The following is a 16,980-nucleotide window of genomic DNA, read 5'->3' as shown; positions in this document are numbered from 1 at the left end:
ACCGGGTTGTGCCGGCGCGGTTTCTTACGCACGATTAAACGAAGGCATCGTGGCCGCACCGGCGGCGACCACGCCGAGAGTGAGGACGACGATGACCACACCGCTGAGCGGACGCACCGCGATCGTGACGGGGGCGAGCCGTGGCATCGGCCTCGCGATCGCATCGCGACTGGCCGAGGAGGGGGCGCGCGTGTGCCTGACGGCGCGGCATCCAGAGGAGCTCGCGGACGCCGTAGCGACGCTTCCGGCGGGCTGCGCGATCGGCGTCGCGGGCGGCGCCGACGACGCCGATCACCGGGCCGAGACGCTCGACCGCGTCGTCCGGGAGTTCGGCGGCATAGACATCCTCGTGAACAATGCGGGCATCAACCCGGTCTACGGCCCGCTCGCCGAGCTCGACCTCGGTGCGGCGCGCAAGATCCTCGAGGTCAACGTCGTCGCGACGCTCGCGTGGACGCAGGAGGCGCTGCGCCGCGGCCTCGGCGAGGGCGCGCACGGCGGCAGTGTCGTGAACCTCTCGTCGGTATCGGGTGCCGTGCCCTCGCCGGGCATCGGCTGGTACGGCGTGACGAAGGCCGCCGTCGCGCACTTGACGACATCGCTGTCGGTCGAGCTCGCCCCGCGGGTGCGCGTGAACGCGGTCGCCCCGGCCGTGGTGAAGACCCGCTTCGCGCGCGCACTGTACGAGGGGCGGGAGGAGGAGGTCGCGGCCGGCTATCCGCTGGGCCGGCTCGGTGTTCCGGAGGATGTCGCCGGCACTGTGGCGTTCCTCGTAAGCGACGACGCCTCGTGGATCACCGGCCAGGTGCTGACCCTCGACGGCGGCCTGCTCGGCGCGGGAGGCACGGCATGAGCCCGGCCGAGCTCGATGACCTCCGCGGGCGCACGCGTGCATTCATCCGCGAGGTCGTCCTCCCGGCGGAGCCGGGGCCCGGGGCGCCGCTCGACGACGCGACCCGCGACGCCCTCCGCGTGCAGGCCCGCGACGCCGGGGTGTTCGCTCCCCACGCGCCCGTCGAGTACGGCGGCCTCGGCATCCCGATCGATGCGTGGTCGCCCGTCTTCCAGGAGGCCGGGTACTCGCCCATCGGTCCTGCGGTGCTCAACATCATGGCGCCCGATGAGGGGAACATGCACCTGCTGTACGTGGCGGGCACGCCCGCGCAGCACGAGCGCTACCTCGCGCCGCTCGTGCGCGGAGACGTGCGCTCGAGCTTCGCGATGACCGAGCCTCACCCGGGCGCCGGGTCCGATCCGCGGGCGCTCTCGACTGCGGCGGAGCGCGTCGACGGCGGCTGGCGTCTCACCGGACAGAAGCGCTTCATCAGCGGTGCGAACGGCGCCGCGTTCGCGATCGTCATGGCGCGCACCCCGGGTGTCGAGGGCTGGGATGAGGGGGCGACCATGTTCCTGCTGCCACTCGACGCGCCCGGCGTCACCGTCGGCCCCGACATCCACACGATCGAGGGGGCCATCGCGGGCGGGCATCCGTATGTGGGCTTCGACGGATGCTTCGTCCCCGACGAGGACGTGCTCGGAGAACCGGGCCAGGGGTTCCGGTATGCGCAGGTGCGTCTCGGCCCCGCGCGGCTCACCCACTGCATGCGCTGGCTCGGCCTCGCGCGCCGCGCTCACGACACCGCCCTCGACCGCGCCGACGCGCGCGAGCTCTTCGGCTCGCGCCTGCGGGACCTCGGCGTCGCGCAGGCGCTCCTGGCCGACAGCGTCATCGACCTCGAGACCTCCGACGCGATCATCGACAAGACGGCACGGATGCTGCGCGCCGACCCGCGCGCGGGAGAGGGGCTGTCGTCGGTCGCCAAGGTGCACTGCTCCGAAGCCGTGTTCCGCGTGATCGACCGCGCTGTGCAGCTGTGCGGAGGCGACGGTGTCACCGACGCGCTGCCGCTCATCCAGTACCTCAACGAGGTGCGCCCCTTCCGGATCTACGACGGGTCGAGCGAGACCCACCGCTGGGCGATCGCGCGACGCGCAGCATCCGCTCGCTCCCGCGAGGTCGAGGCGGGCGCTGCCCGGCTCGATGAGGTGACCCCGTGATCACGCGGCCCGACGGCCTCGAGGCGGTGGCGACCTGGAGCGATGCGGCCGGACTCGAGCGGCCGCCCCTGCTCGTGGTCGACGCGGTCGAGGAGTACCTCCGCGGTCTCGGACTCGGCGACGGAGCGCTCGCGTGGGAGCGCATCGGCGAGGGCCATTCCAACGTCACCTATGCCATCGCGTACGCGGGCCGCGACCTCGTGCTGCGGCGCGGGCCGCGCCCGCCGCATCCGCCGTCCACCCACGACATGGCCCGCGAGGCGCGTGTGCAGCGCGTGCTGGGAGCGGCAGGCGTGCCGGTGCCGGAGATCGTCGCACGCAGCGACGATCCCGCCGTGCTGGGCGTGCCGTTCTACGTCATGGAGCGGGTGAGCGGGGATGTCGTCACGGATGCCGTGCCCCCCGCCCTCGACGACGCCGAGGGCCGCCGCGGGATCGGGTTCGCCGCCGTCGACGCGCTCGCCGACCTGCACGCCGTTCCGGTCCGCACCGGCGAGGTCGCGGCACTCGGAAGACCCGACGGCTACCTCGCACGTCAGGTCGGCCGCTTCGCCGCGCTGTGGGAGGTGAACTCGCGGCGCTCGTTCCCCGCGGTGGCCGAGCTCGCCGCGTGGCTGACCGAGCGGATGCCCGAGACCCAGCGAGCCGCGCTCGTGCACGGCGACTTCCGCATCGGCAACCTCGTGTACGCACCCGGCGCGCCGGCGCGGGTCGCGGCGATCCTCGACTGGGAGATGGCCACGCTCGGCGACCCGCTCGCGGACCTGGGCTACTTCACCGCCACGTACGCGCGCCCCGGATCCGCGCCGACGCCACTCGAGCTGACGCCTGTCACCCGGTTGGACGGGTTTCCCGAGACCGCGGAGCTCGTCGCAAGGTACGCGTCGCGGCATCCGCTCGATCTGTCGATGCTGCCCTGGTACGAGACGCTCGCCTTCTTCAAGGCCGCTGTGTTCTGCGAGGCGCTGTACACCCGCTGGCTCGACGGTCAGCGCCCCGGCGACACGTTCGGCCCGACCCTCGAGGAGGGGGTGCCACGACTGCTCGAGGCCGCGCAGGACCGGGCCGCGACTCTGTCGGCTTCCTGACGCCGGCGGAGCGCTCGATGTGGCGCAACACGCGGGGACGACGCGGGCGCGCCGGGTGTCGTGACACCCGGACCGGCGGCGCCGCTGCCCGCACCCGGGCATAGGCTCGAAGGAGGAGGTCTCCATGCCTGACGCCGTCATCGTCGATGTGGTCCGCACCCCGTCCGGCCGGGGCAAACCCGGGGGAGCACTGAGCGCGGTCCACCCCGTCGATCTCGTCGCGGGGGTGCTCACCGCGCTGCTCGAACGCAGCGGCCTCGAGTCGCGGCAGATCGACGACGTGCTGATGGGATGCGTCAGCCAGGTCGCCGACCAGTCCCTCAACGTCGCGCGGCAGGCAGTTCTCGCGGCGGGCTTCGACGAGACCGTGCCCGCGGTGACCATCGACCGTCAGTGCGGCTCGAGTCAGCAGGCCGCGCACTTCGCCGCGCAGGGCGTGATCGCCGGCGCCTACGACGTCGTCATCGCCGCCGGCGTCGAGTCCATGAGCCGCGTGCCGCTCGGCTCGTCGGCCCACGGCGGCACCGTGTCGCACGGCGTCGCCCACCGCTATCCCGATGGTCTCGTGAATCAGGGCGTCTCCGGAGAGCTCATCGCGCAGAAGTGGGGGTTCAGCCGCGAGGAGCTCGACGCGTACTCCGCCGAATCGCATCGGCGGGCGGCGGATGCCTGGACCCGCGGCGCGTTCGACGCCCAGGTCGTGCCGGTCTGGGGCGGCGGCCCCGAGGCCGTCGCGTTCGACGAGACGGTGCGCTCCGGCACGACGGCGGAGTCGCTGGCCGGCCTGAAACCGGCCTTCCGCACCGACGAGCTCGCCGCCCGGTTCCCCGACCTGGACTGGCGCATCACGGCGGGCAATTCGTCGCCGCTCACGGATGCGGCATCCGCAGCTCTCATCATGAGCGAGGAGAGGGCCGTCGAGCTGGGGCTCACGCCCCGGGCGCGCTTCCACTCGTTCGCCGTCGTCGGGGACGACCCGATGATGATGCTGACCGGGCCGATCCCCGCAACGCGGCGCATCCTCGAGCGCAGCGGCCTGTCCATCGGCGACCTCGACGCCTACGAGGTGAACGAGGCGTTCGCCTCCGTGCCGCTCGCGTGGCAGCACGATCTCGACGCGGACCCCGAGAAGCTGAACCCGTGGGGCGGCGCGATCGCGCTCGGCCACGCCGTCGGCGCTTCCGGCACCCGCCTGCTGGGCACGCTGGTGTCGTACCTCGAGGCGACCGGCGGCCGCTACGGCCTGCAGACGATGTGCGAGGGCGGCGGCATGGCCAACGCGACGATCATCGAACGGCTCTAGGAAGCACGCCCGGGGCGCTGTCTCGCGGACCGGACCTCGGCTCTTCCCGCGGCGTCCAATCATCACCTATCGTTATTCGATGGATTCAGATCGAAAAACGATAGGTGCAAACCACGGCGACATCCGTCGGGTGCTGCGCTCGGTCGGCCGGGTCTTCGGTGTGGTCCTCGCCGTCGCGGTCGTGGGCGGCACGCTCGTGCTGTGCGCGGGGGCGTTGCTCGTGGGCGTGCTCGCCGACGACACCGGATACCGCGAACCCCGCACCGCGGTCGAATGGATGCAGGCGATCGACCGGGCGGCCTCGGCCCTGATGTTCGCGGCGGGGGCGCTCGCCGTCGCTCTCGTGGTGACGTGCGTGATCGCCGTGGCGGGCGCTTTCGCACGGCGCACCAGCTGGAGCGTGATCGGGGTCGTCTGCAGCGGGCTCCTGGCGCTCGCCATCGTCGGTGTGGGCGTCAGCGGCCAGGTCGAGTCTCTCGTCGCCCGTGCCGTGTCGGCGGTCGGGAATGCGCCCGCGGTGGCTCCGATTCCCTCACCGTCTCCCGCGCCCGACCCGCTCACGGTCGACGACGCCCGCCAGGAGATGCTCGCGATGTTCTCGACGACGATCGATGCCGCAGCGGCGCCCGTCACCACGGCCGACGGCTCTCCGCTGATCGTGGATGCCGCGCAGCTGCAGGCTGCGCCGTGCGGCGAGGTCGGCTCGCGGCTGGCGCTGACCACCGAACTGGCGACTGCCGACAACGCCGCGTCGCTGGATGCGATCCTCGCCGCCTGGGACGCCGCCGGCTATCTCCCCGACCGCGCGATGCAGGAGGACATCCGCTACAGCGCGACCCTTCCAGTCGAACGTCTGAGCATCGGCGACACCACCACGATCGACGGGCTCCTCCATGTGAGCATCCAGAGCGCGTGCGCGGTCGCCGGCGGCTGAGGGTCTACGGCGCCTGCAGCCGTGCCTGCCACCGATGGTGCTCGCGCACCAGAAGCAGGGCGAGGATGCTCCAGACGCCGAGGTCGTCGGTGAATCCGAGGGGCCCGAGCACCAGCTCGGGGATCAGGTCGATCGGCGAGACCGCATAGACGACCGCGGCGGTCGCGGCGATCCACGTCGTCGGCGCGACGCGGTGCTCACCGACCTTGAGTGCCTTGAGGAAGCTCCACCACATGCATCGAGTGTGCGCCGCGATCGACCGATAGCGGCCCGGCGAGATCAACTCGTGATGCTGAGCATTCCCTGATCGTCTCTGCAAGCGATTGCGTGAACGGGAGGAGAACGGATGCCTCGGGTCGCGGCATCCGCTCGATTAAGGACTTCTCATGATGTAAGCGCTTGCAGTTCCTATGAACCGGCTGTTAGTGTCGGCCGCACAACTGCACCGCGGGCACGTCGGCGTGCCCACCGCCCCACCCCAGGAGCTCCCGTGTCGAAGTCGACCTCAGGACGTGCCCGCATCCTCACCGCCAGCCTTGCCGCGGCGGCGCTCATATTGACGGGGGGAGTGGTCGCCATCGCGCCCGCGGCCGCCGCCGAGCGCACGTTCGCGCTCGTCGGCAGCCTGCAGTCCGAACTCGGATGCGCCGACGACTGGAAGCCCGACTGCGCGGCGACCGAACTCACCGCCACCGACACCGCGGGCGTCTACGCGGCCGAGTTCGACGTGCCGGCCGGCTCGTACGAGTACAAAGTGGCCGTCAACGACGCGTGGGACGAGTCGTACGGACTGGGCGGCGGGGGCGACAACATCCCGCTGACGATCGGCGGCCCGTCGACGCTGCGATTCGTGTTCGACGACAACACCCACCGCGTCGGCCTCGAGGCGAAGAGCCTGCGTGCCGGGTACTCAGCAGACGACGACGCGCTCGTCGCCGCACCGGTGCGACAGCCGGGAAGCCAGGAGCAGTTCTACTTCGTGATGACCGACCGCTTCGCGAACGGCGACACCGCGAACGACCAGGGCGGACTCACCGGCGACCGCCTCACCACCGGCTTCGACCCGACCGACAAGGGCTTCTACAACGGCGGCGACATCGCGGGCCTGCGCGAGAAGCTCGACTACATCGACGGCCTCGGCACGACCGCGATCTGGCTGACCCCGAGCTTCAAGAACAACCCCGTGCAGGGCGAGGGCGCGAACGCGAGCGCCGGCTACCACGGGTACTGGATCACCGACTTCACGCAGATCGATCCGCACCTCGGCACGAACGCCGAGCTCGAGGCGCTCATCGCCGAAGCGCATGCCAAGGGCATCAAGGTCTACTTCGACATCATCACCAACCACACGGCCGACCTGATCTCGAACACGCAGGGGCAGTACTCGTACATCGACCAGGCGACGAGCCCGTACAAGGACGACTCGGGCACGCCGTTCGACCCGGCCGACTACGCGGGCACCGACACCTTCCCGGAGCTGGACGCCGCGACCTCGTTCCCCTACACGCCCGTCGTGAACGACGCGACCGCGAAGGTGCCGGCGTGGCTCAACGACCCGACGCTCTACCACAACCGCGGCGACTCGACCTGGTCGGGCGAGTCGGTCACGTACGGCGACTTCTCGGGGCTCGACGACCTGATGACCGAGCACCCCACCGTCGTGAACGGGTTCGTGGACGTCTACCAGAAGTGGATCGACCTCGGTATCGACGGTTTCCGCATCGACACCGCCAAGCACGTGAACTTCGAGTTCTGGCAGACCTGGACCACCCAGGTGCTCGACTACGCGCACTCGCTCGGCAAGGACGACTTCTTCATGTTCGGCGAGGTCTACGACGCCGACCCGGTGAAGCTGTCGCCGTACGTCCGCGACACCGACATGAACTCGGTGCTCGACTTCACCTTCCAGTCGTCGGCGGTCAGCTACGCCGCGGGCAACAGCGCCAAGGGACTGCAGTCCCTGTACGCGGGCGACGACTGGTACACGACGACCGACACGTCGGCGACGGCGCTGCCGACCTTCCTCGGCAACCACGACATGGGCCGGGTCGGCTACATGCTGCAGTCCACGCCGAACGCGCTCGAGCGCGACCTGCTCGCGCACGACCTGATGTTCCTCGGTCGCGGACAGCCCGTCGTGTACTACGGCGACGAGCAGGGCTTCGCGGGCGCCGGCGGCGACAAGGACGCGCGCCAGACGCTCTTCGCGACAGAGGTGGCGGAGTACCAGAACCAGAAGCTGATCGACGGCACCACTGCCGGATCGGTCGACCGCTACGACACGGCCGCACCGGTCTACGAGCGCATCGCCGACCTCGCCGCGCTGCGCGAGGCTCACCCGGCCCTGGTCACGGGCGCGCAGATCGAGCGCTACGCCGAGAGCGGCGCCGGCGTGTACGCCTTCTCGCGCGTCGACCGCGACGAGAAGGTCGAATACCTGGTCGCGCTCAACAACACGACGGCCGCCAAGACGGTGACCATCCCGACGCTCACTGCGAACGCGTCGTTCGCTCCGGTGTACGGCGCCGACGCGTCGGTGTCGACGGATGCCTCAGCGCAGGCTCCCGTCACCGTCCCGGCCCTGTCGGCGGTCGTCTACCGAGCCGGGACGACGGTGTCGGCTCCTGAGGCACCCCTGGCCATCTCGGTGAGCGCGCCGAGCGCCGGTGCCGCTCTCACGGGCTCGGTCGCCGTCAGCGCCGACGTGGACGACGCGACGTGGCAGGAGACGAGCTTCTCGTGGCGCGTCGCCGGGTCCGACCAGTGGCACGCGCTCGGCACCGCCGAAGACACCGACCCGCGCGTCTTCCACACGGTGAAGGGCCTCGCGAACGGCACGCTCGTCGAGTACCGCGCGGTCACGACCGACGCCGCCGGGCACCACGCCGCCGCCTCGACCTACGCGTCGGTGGGCAACGCCGTGTCGCTCGCTGAGGTGGATGAGCCCGAGTCGCCGATCGACATGGTGACCGTGCCCGGAAGCCTCAACTCCGAGATGGGCTGCGCCGGCGACTGGACCCCCGGATGCGAGGCGGCGAAGCTCACGCTCCGCGCCGACGGCATCTGGTCCGGCACCTTCGACCTGCCCGCCGGCGACTACGAGTACAAGGTTGCGATCAACGGCACGTGGGACCTCAATTACGGTGCGAACGGCGTCCCGGGCGGCGGGAACGTCACGGTCTCGCACGCCGGCGGCCCGATCACGTTCTACTTCGACCCGCGCTCGAACATCGTGCAGTCGACGGTCGAAGGCCCCATCATCACGCTGCCGGGCTCGGCGCAGAGCGAGCTGGGCTGCGCCGGCGACTGGGCGCCCGACTGCCTCGCGACCCTCATGGCCGACGGCGACAAGGACGGCGTCTACGAGTTCTCGACCGACGAGATCCCCGCGGGTGCGTATGAGATCAAGGTCGCGCACGGCCTCAGCTGGACCGAGAACTACGGCGTGGGAGGAGCCCCGGGCGGCGCGAACTACTCGTTCAGCGCGAGCGACGGCAAGCTGATCGTCTTCCGCTACACCCTCGCCACCCACGTGCTCGAGATCGAGGTCACCGACCCGCCGCTGGCCGGCGTGGGAGAGCAGCGCGCGCACTGGATCGACGCTCGCACGATCGCGTGGCCGGCCGACCTCGGCGCCGTCCCCGCCGACGCCTCGTGGCAGCTGCATGCCTCGGCCCCCGCCTCTGTGGTCCTCGCGGACGGCGAGATCACGGGCGGCGACGCCATCGACCTCACGGTGATCGAGGGCGGCCTGACCGCCGAACAGAAGGCCGAGTTCCCGGCTCTCGCGAGCTTCGTCGCACTCCGTGTGCCGGAGGGAACGGATGCCTCGGCCCTCGTCCGAGGACAGCTGGCGGTGTCGCAACGCGATGCCGAGGGCGTGCTCTCGGGATTCACCGGGGTGCAGATCCCGGGTGTGCTCGACGACCTGTACGCCGACGCGGTGGCCGACACCGACCTCGGCGTGACGTTCCAGGGCAAGAAGCCCACGTTCCGGCTGTGGGCGCCGACCGCGCAGAGCGCGACGCTGCTCACGTGGGACGCCGGCACTGACGGCGACCCCGTGCGCCATGAGGCGACGTGGGATGCGGCATCCGGGATCTGGACCGTCGCGGGTGCGAAGTCGCTGAAGGGCGACGAGTACCTGTGGGAGGTCGTCGTCTACGCCCCGACCACCGGTGCGATCGAGACGAACGACGTCACCGACCCGTACTCCGTCGCGCTCACGACGAACTCCGAGCGCTCCGTCGCGATCGATCTCGACGACAAGGACTGGCGCCCGAAGAGCTGGGAGAAGACGAAGGCGCCCGTGATCGACCGCCCGGTCGACCGCGCGATCTACGAGCTGCACGTGCGCGACTTCTCGATCGCCGACGAGTCGGTGCCGGAGGCCGAACGCGGCACGTATCGTGCCTTCACCCGTGACAGTGCGGGCACGAAGCAGCTCCGCCAGCTCGCCGACGCCGGCATCAACACGGTGCACCTGCTGCCGACCTTCGACATCGCGACGATCGAGGAGGACCGCTCGCGGCAGGCCGTGCCCGACTGCGACCTCGCGTCGTACGCGGCCGACAGCACCGAGCAGCAGGCGTGCGTCGAGAAGATCGTCGACGCCGACGGCTTCAACTGGGGCTACGACCCGTTCCACTACACGACGCCCGAAGGCTCGTACGCCGTCGACCCCGAGGGCGGCGCGCGCGTGGGCGAGTTCCGTGAGATGGTCGGCGCGCTCCACGGCATGGGCCTGCAGGTCGTGCTCGACCAGGTGTTCAACCACACGTCGGCCTCGGGACAGGCGCCGACGTCGGTGCTCGACCAGGTCGTGCCCGGGTACTACCAGCGGCTCAACCCCGCGGGCGGCGTCGAGACCTCGACGTGCTGCCAGAACGTGGCGACCGAGCACGAGGTCGCTCAGAAGCTCATGGTCGACTCGGTCGTGACGTGGGCCCGCGACTACAAGGTCGACGGTTTCCGCTTCGACCTCATGGGCCACCACTCGAAGGAGAACATGCTCGCGATCCGCGCGGCGCTCGACGAGCTGACGCTCAAGAACGACGGCGTCGACGGCAAGGCGATCTACCTCTATGGCGAGGGCTGGAACTTCGGCGAGGTCGCGAACGACGCCCTCTTCGAGCAGGCCACGCAGGGTCAGCTCGGCGGCACCGGCATCGGCACGTTCAGCGACCGGCTGCGCGACGCCGTCCACGGCGGCAGCCCCGTCGCCGGCGAGACGATCCAGCAGCAGGGCTTCGGCACCGGCCTCGGCACCGACCCCAACGGCGCGCCGATCAACGGCACGACCGAGCAGGCCCTCGCGGACCTCGCGCACCAGACCGACCTCGTGAAGCTGGGCCTCGCGGGCAACCTCCGCGACTACACGCTGACCGATCACACGGGTGCCGTGAAGGCGGGCGACGAGCTCGACTACCGCGGCTCGCCGGCCGGATACGCCGACCAGCCCGACGAGATCATCACGTACGTCGACGCGCACGACAACGAGACGCTGTACGACCTGTCGGTGCTGAAGCTGCCGGCCGACACGACGATGGCCGATCGCGTCCGCATGAACACGCTGTCGCTCGCGACCACGGCGTTCGCGCAGACCCCGTCGTTCTGGCACGCCGGCACCGAGCTGCTGCGCTCCAAGTCACTCGACCGCAACAGCTACAACTCGGGCGACTGGTTCAACCGGATCGACTGGACCGGCCAGGAGTCGACCTTCGGGTCGGGTCTGCCGCGGGCGGCCGACAACGAGACGTCGTGGGCGATCAAGAAGCCCCTGCTCGCGAACCCGGCGAACAAGCCGGCCGCGTCCGACATCGCCACGGCCGAGGCATCCGCTCTAGATCTGCTCCGCGTGCGTGAAGAGGTGGGGCTGCTGCGTCTCGGGTCTGCCGAGCTGATCGGCGAGAAGGTCATGTTCCCGAACAGCGGGCCGGATGCTGCACCCGGCGTGCTCACGATGCTCATCGACGACCTCGTCGGGGAGGACGTCGACCCCGAGCTCGAGGGCGCGCTGGTGGTGTTCAACGCGGGAGTCGAGCCGACGACCCAGACGATCTCGTCGCTGGCGGGCCGGTCGTTCTCGCTGACGCCCGCGCTCGCGAACGGCTCGGATGCGGTCGTGAAGACGACCACGTGGGATGCCTCGACCGGGACCGTGACGGTGCCCGCGCGGTCCGCGGTGGTGCTGGTGGACCGCGAGCCGATCGCTACGACGACGCTCGTCGCGCCGACGAAGCTGCTGGTCAAGGCGGGCGGCGGCGTGACCGTGGCGGGCAAGGTCACCGCCGCCGACGGGTCCGCGCCGGTCGGCACGGTGACCGTCACCGACAACGGCAAGGTCGTGGCGAGCGTCGAGCTCACCGCGGCAGCGAAGGGCAAGGTCGCGGTCGACGTGAAGCTCTCGAGTCGGGGCGTCCACCTCCTCCGCACCGCGTTCGCCGGTGCCGGCGACTACGAGGACTCGCGGGCGGCGATCCCCGTCCCGGTGCTCGTGTATTGACGATTCCGCCGGGTGGGCGCATCCCACCCGGCGGAGCCGACGCGGGCTCACTGGAGCAGTGAGCCGATGCGCAGCAGGTTCCCATTGCGGTCGACGACGGCGAACTCGCACATGCCGTAGTCGGTGTCGACCGGCGCGACGATGCGGCTGCCCGAAGGTGGATCGGGCTCCACGCGGTCGGCCCATTCGGCGTGGAGCTGCCGGGCGTCGTCGACGTAGAGGTAGCACATCGACGCAGTGGACAGCGGGTCGACCGTCGGATCCTCCGTGAAATGCAGCTCGATCGCGCCGCGCCCGATGATCAGGTACTGCCACTGCTCAGGCGGGGCGCCGCGGTTCTCGAACCCGAGCCGCTCGAAGAACGACAGTGTCTCGGCGAGGTCGCGGCTGAGGAGGATCGGGACGGCGCGCTCACTCATTCCGGCAGGCTAGCGCGATGCCCCGGCGGGGCGACAGAGCTAGAGCAGCTCCATCAGCTGCGGGCCGAACACGGCGACGGCGGCTGCGGCGACGCCTGCGACTCCGATCGCGGCGATCGTCACGACGACGATGTTGCCGCCGATCGTGAGGAGCAGTGCGGCGGCGGTGGACAGCTCGCGGTGGCGGGTGACCGGGACGGTGGATGTGGTGCTGACCATGCCTTCGACGCTACGGAACGGGTCGCGGCGCCGCGTCCACCCCGAGTCTCATCCGGGTCCACCCGGAGGATGATCTCCCGCACCGGGGAGGGGGACGAAGAGGCGTCGGAAAACTCCTCGGGTGATTGTCGAGATCGCCGTCGGTCGTGCGACGACCGGAGTGAGGCTGGCGGACGGCCGCCCACAACCGGAAGGATCACCCCATGAAGTACATGATGTTCGTCGTCACGTCGCTCGAGCCCGATGCCGAGACCGACGAGTCCGATGTCGACCTGTGGGTCGACCCGCTCGACGCCAGCGGCAAGCGCGTCATCGGGGAGGTGCTCGCGCCGCAGGCCGACTCCACGGTGGTGAAGGTGCGCGGCGGGAAGGTGCTCACCAGCCGCGGTCCGTACGTCGAGACGGCCGAGGTCATCTGCGGCTTCGACATCCTCGAGGTGGAGGACCTGGAGGAGGCGATCGAGATCGCGTCCCGGCATCCGATGGCACGAAACGGCCAGCTGGAGCTGCGCCCGTTCATGGTCTGGGACCAGTGACGCGAAGAGGCGGCCCCCACCAGAGGGTGGGGGCCGCCTCGGATGCGGTGTGTCAGCCCGCGGTGCTGTCGCGACGCTTGCGGATCACGAAGAGCGCGGAGCCTGCGACCATCAGCAGCGCTGCGCCCCCGGCGGCGATGCCCCATGGGAACTCCGAGCCGGTGGCGGCGAGGGCACCGGGAGCCACGACCGTGACACCCACCTCGATCGGGTCGAGACCCGCTGACGTGATCACCAGGCGATGGTCGCCGAGCGCGATGTCCGACGGGATCGCGACCGTGAAGCTCAGACGGCCCTGCGCGTCGGCGGCCGGGATGCCCGACACTACGACAGGGTCGCTGAACAGCGTCGCGGCCACCGTCTGATTCGGCTCGAGGCCCGAGAGTGCGACGCGCAGCGTGCCGCCCCGCTCGACACGGCCGGAGCCCACATCGACCTGCGCCCAGTCACCGCCGCGCTGCACGCCTGCCGCCGGCGGGTTGCCGCCGGGGTTCACGGGCGTGGGCGGGGTGGTGCCGGGATCGGTGCCCGGGCCCGTGCCGGGATCGGTGCCGGGGTCGGTGCCCTCGACCGGGGGGTGCTCACCGATCAGGTACGCGCGGTTCGCGGGCGACGGCGCGACCGGTCCGCCGGCGGCGGCGAAGAAGTCCACCGTCGCCTGCAGGTCGATCTGGCCCGAGTCGAGCACGTTCTCACCGTCGGCGAAGGAGAAGAAGTTGTCGCCACCGGCCGAGAGGAACGAGTTCGTCACGACGCGGAAGGTGTCGGTCGGGTCGACTTCATCCCCCTGGTACTGCATCGACACGACGTGCGCACCGCGGGCGGCCGCCGGGTCGTACTCGAAGGTGAAGCCCTTCGAGACACCGAGGGCGAGCTTCTGGCGCGAGGCGCCGTCGGGCTGCCACTGCTGCTCGAGGATCTCCTTGATCTGCGCGCCGGTCAGGTCGAGCGTGACCAGGGTGTTGCCGAACGGCTGGACGTTCGCGACCTCGCGGTACGACATCGCGCCGTTGTCGTCGCCGAACAGCAGGTCATTGCGCAGCCCGCCCGGGTTCATGAATGCGATCTGCGCGTCCTGACCGCCGTAGCCGGGGTTCGTGCTCGTCGCCCACAGGTAGACGTCGGCGACGGTGTTGCCGAGTGTGGAGTGCGCGCCGCGGTCCTCGCTGCCGGTCGAGGTCTTGCCGCGGAGGATGTCGGCCGTGATCGAACCGACCTGTACCTGACCCTTCTCGTTCGCGACCTTCACGGCCTCGTCGACGATCGACGTCGTCTCGGTCTGCGGATACGCCACGTGCTGGCTCACGACCGAGTCGTACAGCGACACGGTGCCGCCGGTGATCGACTCGAGCTCGCCGGTCTCCGTCAGCTCGATGTCGAGCGTGCCGAGCGCGGTGCCGTACTGGTGCGCCTGGATGACCGGGCGGCCGCCGATCTCGTGCGCGTACCGTTGGTGCGTGTGCGCCGACACGATGGCGTCGATGTCGTCCGACGCGTTCTCGACCAGGTCGCCGAACGCGTCGCCCGACTGGCTGGCCTCGATCGCCGAGCTCGCGGCGCCCTCGTGGGCGAGCAGGATGACGACGTCGGCGCCTTCGGCCACCGCGTCCGCGGCCGCGTCGTTGGCCGAGTCGACCAGGTCGCGGAACTCGATGCCGGCGATGCCGTCGGGGCTCACCATGCCGGCCGTCTGCGTCGTGACGACGCCGACGAACGCGATCTTCGTGGCGTTGACCGTCTTGATCGTGTACGGCTGCAGAGCATGCTCGTCGGTGCCCTTCACGAAGACGTTGGCGCCGAGGGCGAAATCGCTCATCGCGTCAGCGTGCTCGTCGCTTTCGAAGCTCGGGATCACGTCGTTCACCAGATCGTCGAAGCCCTGGTCGAACTCGTGGTTTCCGACCGCGCTGGCGTCGAGACCGGCGGCGACGAGCGCATCGATCGTCGGGTCGTCGTCGTCGATGAACGACTCGAACGCCGAGGCGCCGATGTTGTCGCCGGCCGAGACGAACAGCGTGTTCGGGTTCTGCTGACGGTACTTGTCGACCGCACCCGCGAGAACCGCCGCACCCGCGACTCCGCCGGTCTCCTGCACGAGGCGACCGTGGAAGTCGTTGATCGTCAGCACGCGCACGTCGGGCTGCGAGGCGGTGAGCTGCTCGACGTCCCACACGGTGGTGGTGCCCGAGACCTCGCTGCCCACGACGAGCTGCGGGGTGCCCGTCGACGAACGCAGTGCGGAGATGAACTGGATGCCCTCAGGGCCGAGATCGCCGGCCGCGGCGGTCTTCACGTCCTGCGTGTAGTCGCGGTTGTTGACGTACGTGACGAACTGCGCCGCCGCGGGATCGGTGATGTCGTAGACCATCACGCCGCCGACGCGCTCGAGGCCGACGAAGGCGTAGGTCTTGCCGCCGACGACGCCGATCGTGACGTTCTCGGGCTCCGGGCCCTTGTCGTCGCTGCGGTCGTTGCTGGTGTTGTTGTCATTGCTCGCGTTGAACACCAGGCCCGGGATCTGCGACGTGATCTGCTCGAAGTCGTCGCCCGAATCGAACACGAGGTCGCCCGTGGTGTCCCAGATCGAGAACGAGCGACCGCCGTAGGCGTACAGCTCGCTGTAGCAGTCGGCGCCTTCGGCCTTGCCGAGATCGGTGACCACCTTGAGGCGACCGAGGACGTCGTCCTTCTGGATGTTCGCGATCTCCGAGAGCGGACCGGTCGCGCAGATGCCGGCGAGGCCGTCCTTGCCGAGGTCCTTGACGCGGGCCTCGTCGATGAAGTAGGAGTCGGTGCCCTCCACACCCCACTCGCGCGCATCGCCCTCGTTCGCCGTGACGAGGTACGTCGCGGTCTTGCCTCCGACGGTCGCCTGGAACGACTGGATGCCGTCGGGCATGTACAGGCCCTTGAGGCCGGGGTACGTCTTGATGTTGACGGTCGGAGCGCCCTGCGGGTCGCGGTCGCTCGCGTCGAGACCGTTGCCCGGGGTGCCGTAGTCCTTGTACCCGAGCGGGAGGATCGAGGTGACCTCGGGCTTGGTGAGGTCGATGACGGCGATCGCGTTGGCCTCCTGCAGTGCCGCGTAGGCGGTGGTGCCGTCGACCGTGATGTACTCCGGCTCGAGGTTGCGGCTCACGCGGTTGGCCGTGAGCGGCTTGTCGCCCTGGTCGGGTGCCGCGACGTCGGGGCCGAACACGCGCACCTCGGGGGCGAGCGTCTTCGCGCCACCCGCCTCGAAGGCGCCGAAGCCGGCGGTCTTGACCGCACTCTGGGCCGGAGCGGCGACGCCGGCCGGAAGCGTCACGACGCTGACCGAGCCCTCGGGGTCGAGCGAGAAGTCGTCGGCGGGCTCACCCTCGTTCGCCACGACCGCGTACTTGCCGTCCTTCGAGACGGTGACCATGTCGGGAAGGGCCCCGACCTCGACCTCTCCGAGCACCGCCGCTTCGGCAGAGTCCTCGTTCGCGTCGAAGAACAGGAGGTGGCCCTTGTCGGTCTTGGTCTCCGCCTCGAACGCGACCACGCCGAGACCGTCGTCGCGGACGGCGAGCGAGTTCGCGACGCCCGTCGAGGCGATCGAGAACAGCTCGGCCGGGTGCTCGGGGTCGGTGTTGTCGAGCACGACCACGGTGCCGGCCTGCGCGTTGACCACGAACAGGCGGTCGCGGTAGGCCTGGACGATCTCGGCGGCGGACTCCGCGTAGACGCCGGCCTCGTGCGTGCCGAGCGGGGTCAGAGCGAGTGCGGCGTTCGGGGCGGAGTCGCTGAAGTAATCCGGAACGAGCGCGGCGGATGCCGCGGTGCTGCTGGTCAGCGCGAGCGCGCAGACGGCCGCGGTCGTCGCGGTGAACGCGACGGCGCGGCGGAAGAGATGCGAAGGCATGCGTGTCCTCATGAAAAGGGGGTGACGGGTGC

General features: G+C 70.3%; 11 protein-coding genes. 7 read left to right on the top strand and 4 right to left on the bottom strand.

Going from position 1 to position 16,980, the window contains the following annotated elements:
• Window positions 1–91 precede the first annotated feature (91 nt).
• The 5 genes from J2Y46_RS02125 (at window position 92) to J2Y46_RS02105 (ending at window position 5,383) form a co-directional block, all read left to right on the top strand.
• Window positions 92–853, top strand: coding sequence for an SDR family oxidoreductase (locus J2Y46_RS02125; protein WP_310239899.1), 762 nt, complete (start codon window positions 92–94; stop codon window positions 851–853).
• Window positions 850–2,058, top strand: coding sequence for an acyl-CoA dehydrogenase family protein (locus tag J2Y46_RS02120; RefSeq protein WP_310239897.1), 1,209 nt, complete (start codon window positions 850–852; stop codon window positions 2,056–2,058). The genes J2Y46_RS02125 and J2Y46_RS02120 overlap by 4 nt, the downstream gene beginning before the upstream one ends.
• Window positions 2,055–3,146, top strand: a complete 1,092-nt coding sequence (locus J2Y46_RS02115) for a phosphotransferase family protein (protein WP_310239896.1) — start codon at window positions 2,055–2,057, stop codon at window positions 3,144–3,146. Before J2Y46_RS02120 ends, J2Y46_RS02115 begins: the two co-directional genes overlap by 4 nt.
• Window positions 3,147–3,270: 124 nt before the next feature.
• Entirely contained in the window at window positions 3,271–4,449 is a 1,179-nt protein-coding gene (locus J2Y46_RS02110) for a thiolase family protein (protein ID WP_310239894.1), read from the top strand.
• Window positions 4,450–4,528: 79 nt separating this feature from the next.
• Window positions 4,529–5,383, top strand: a complete 855-nt coding sequence (locus J2Y46_RS02105) for a hypothetical protein (RefSeq protein WP_310239892.1) — start codon at window positions 4,529–4,531, stop codon at window positions 5,381–5,383.
• A 4-nt stretch (window positions 5,384–5,387) separates the two neighbouring features.
• Here the strand turns inward: J2Y46_RS02105 and J2Y46_RS02100 are convergent, their stop codons facing one another.
• A complete protein-coding gene (locus tag J2Y46_RS02100) occupies window positions 5,388–5,618 on the bottom strand; it encodes a DUF1232 domain-containing protein (RefSeq protein WP_310239890.1) in 231 nt (76 codons plus the stop codon).
• A 255-nt stretch (window positions 5,619–5,873) separates the two neighbouring features.
• Between J2Y46_RS02100 and pulA the strand changes: the two genes are divergently transcribed.
• Window positions 5,874–11,888 carry a pullulanase-type alpha-1,6-glucosidase gene (gene pulA / locus J2Y46_RS02095; RefSeq protein ID WP_310239888.1) on the top strand — a complete coding sequence of 2,005 codons (6,015 nt, stop codon included), beginning with the start codon at window positions 5,874–5,876 and terminating at the stop codon, window positions 11,886–11,888.
• A gap of 47 nt (window positions 11,889–11,935) precedes the next feature.
• Here pulA and J2Y46_RS02090 read toward each other — a convergent pair whose 3' ends face one another.
• Together J2Y46_RS02090 and J2Y46_RS02085 are read right to left on the bottom strand one after the other, a co-directional pair.
• A complete protein-coding gene (locus tag J2Y46_RS02090; protein ID WP_045299678.1) occupies window positions 11,936–12,307 on the bottom strand; it encodes a VOC family protein in 372 nt (123 codons plus the stop codon).
• Window positions 12,308–12,346: 39 nt separating this feature from the next.
• Window positions 12,347–12,526, bottom strand: coding sequence for a hypothetical protein (locus J2Y46_RS02085; RefSeq protein WP_045299680.1), 180 nt, complete (start codon window positions 12,524–12,526; stop codon window positions 12,347–12,349).
• Between the two features lie 203 nt (window positions 12,527–12,729).
• Here J2Y46_RS02085 and J2Y46_RS02080 point away from each other — a divergent pair, with 203 nt between their 5' ends.
• Entirely contained in the window at window positions 12,730–13,062 is a 333-nt protein-coding gene (locus J2Y46_RS02080) for a YciI family protein (RefSeq protein WP_045299682.1), read from the top strand.
• A 52-nt stretch (window positions 13,063–13,114) separates the two neighbouring features.
• Here J2Y46_RS02080 and J2Y46_RS02075 read toward each other — a convergent pair whose 3' ends face one another.
• Window positions 13,115–16,948 (bottom strand): choice-of-anchor I family protein, encoded by a 3,834-nt coding sequence (locus tag J2Y46_RS02075; protein ID WP_310239886.1) that lies wholly within the window; start codon window positions 16,946–16,948, stop codon window positions 13,115–13,117.
• Between the last annotated feature and the right edge of the window lie 32 nt (window positions 16,949–16,980).

It is taken from the genome of Microbacterium sp. BE35, assembly GCF_031457705.1.
In the GTDB taxonomy this organism is placed as follows: domain Bacteria; phylum Actinomycetota; class Actinomycetes; order Actinomycetales; family Microbacteriaceae; genus Microbacterium; species Microbacterium trichothecenolyticum.
The sequence above is the reverse complement of the archived record's forward strand: the minus strand, read 5'-3'. Positions and strand labels throughout refer to the sequence as shown.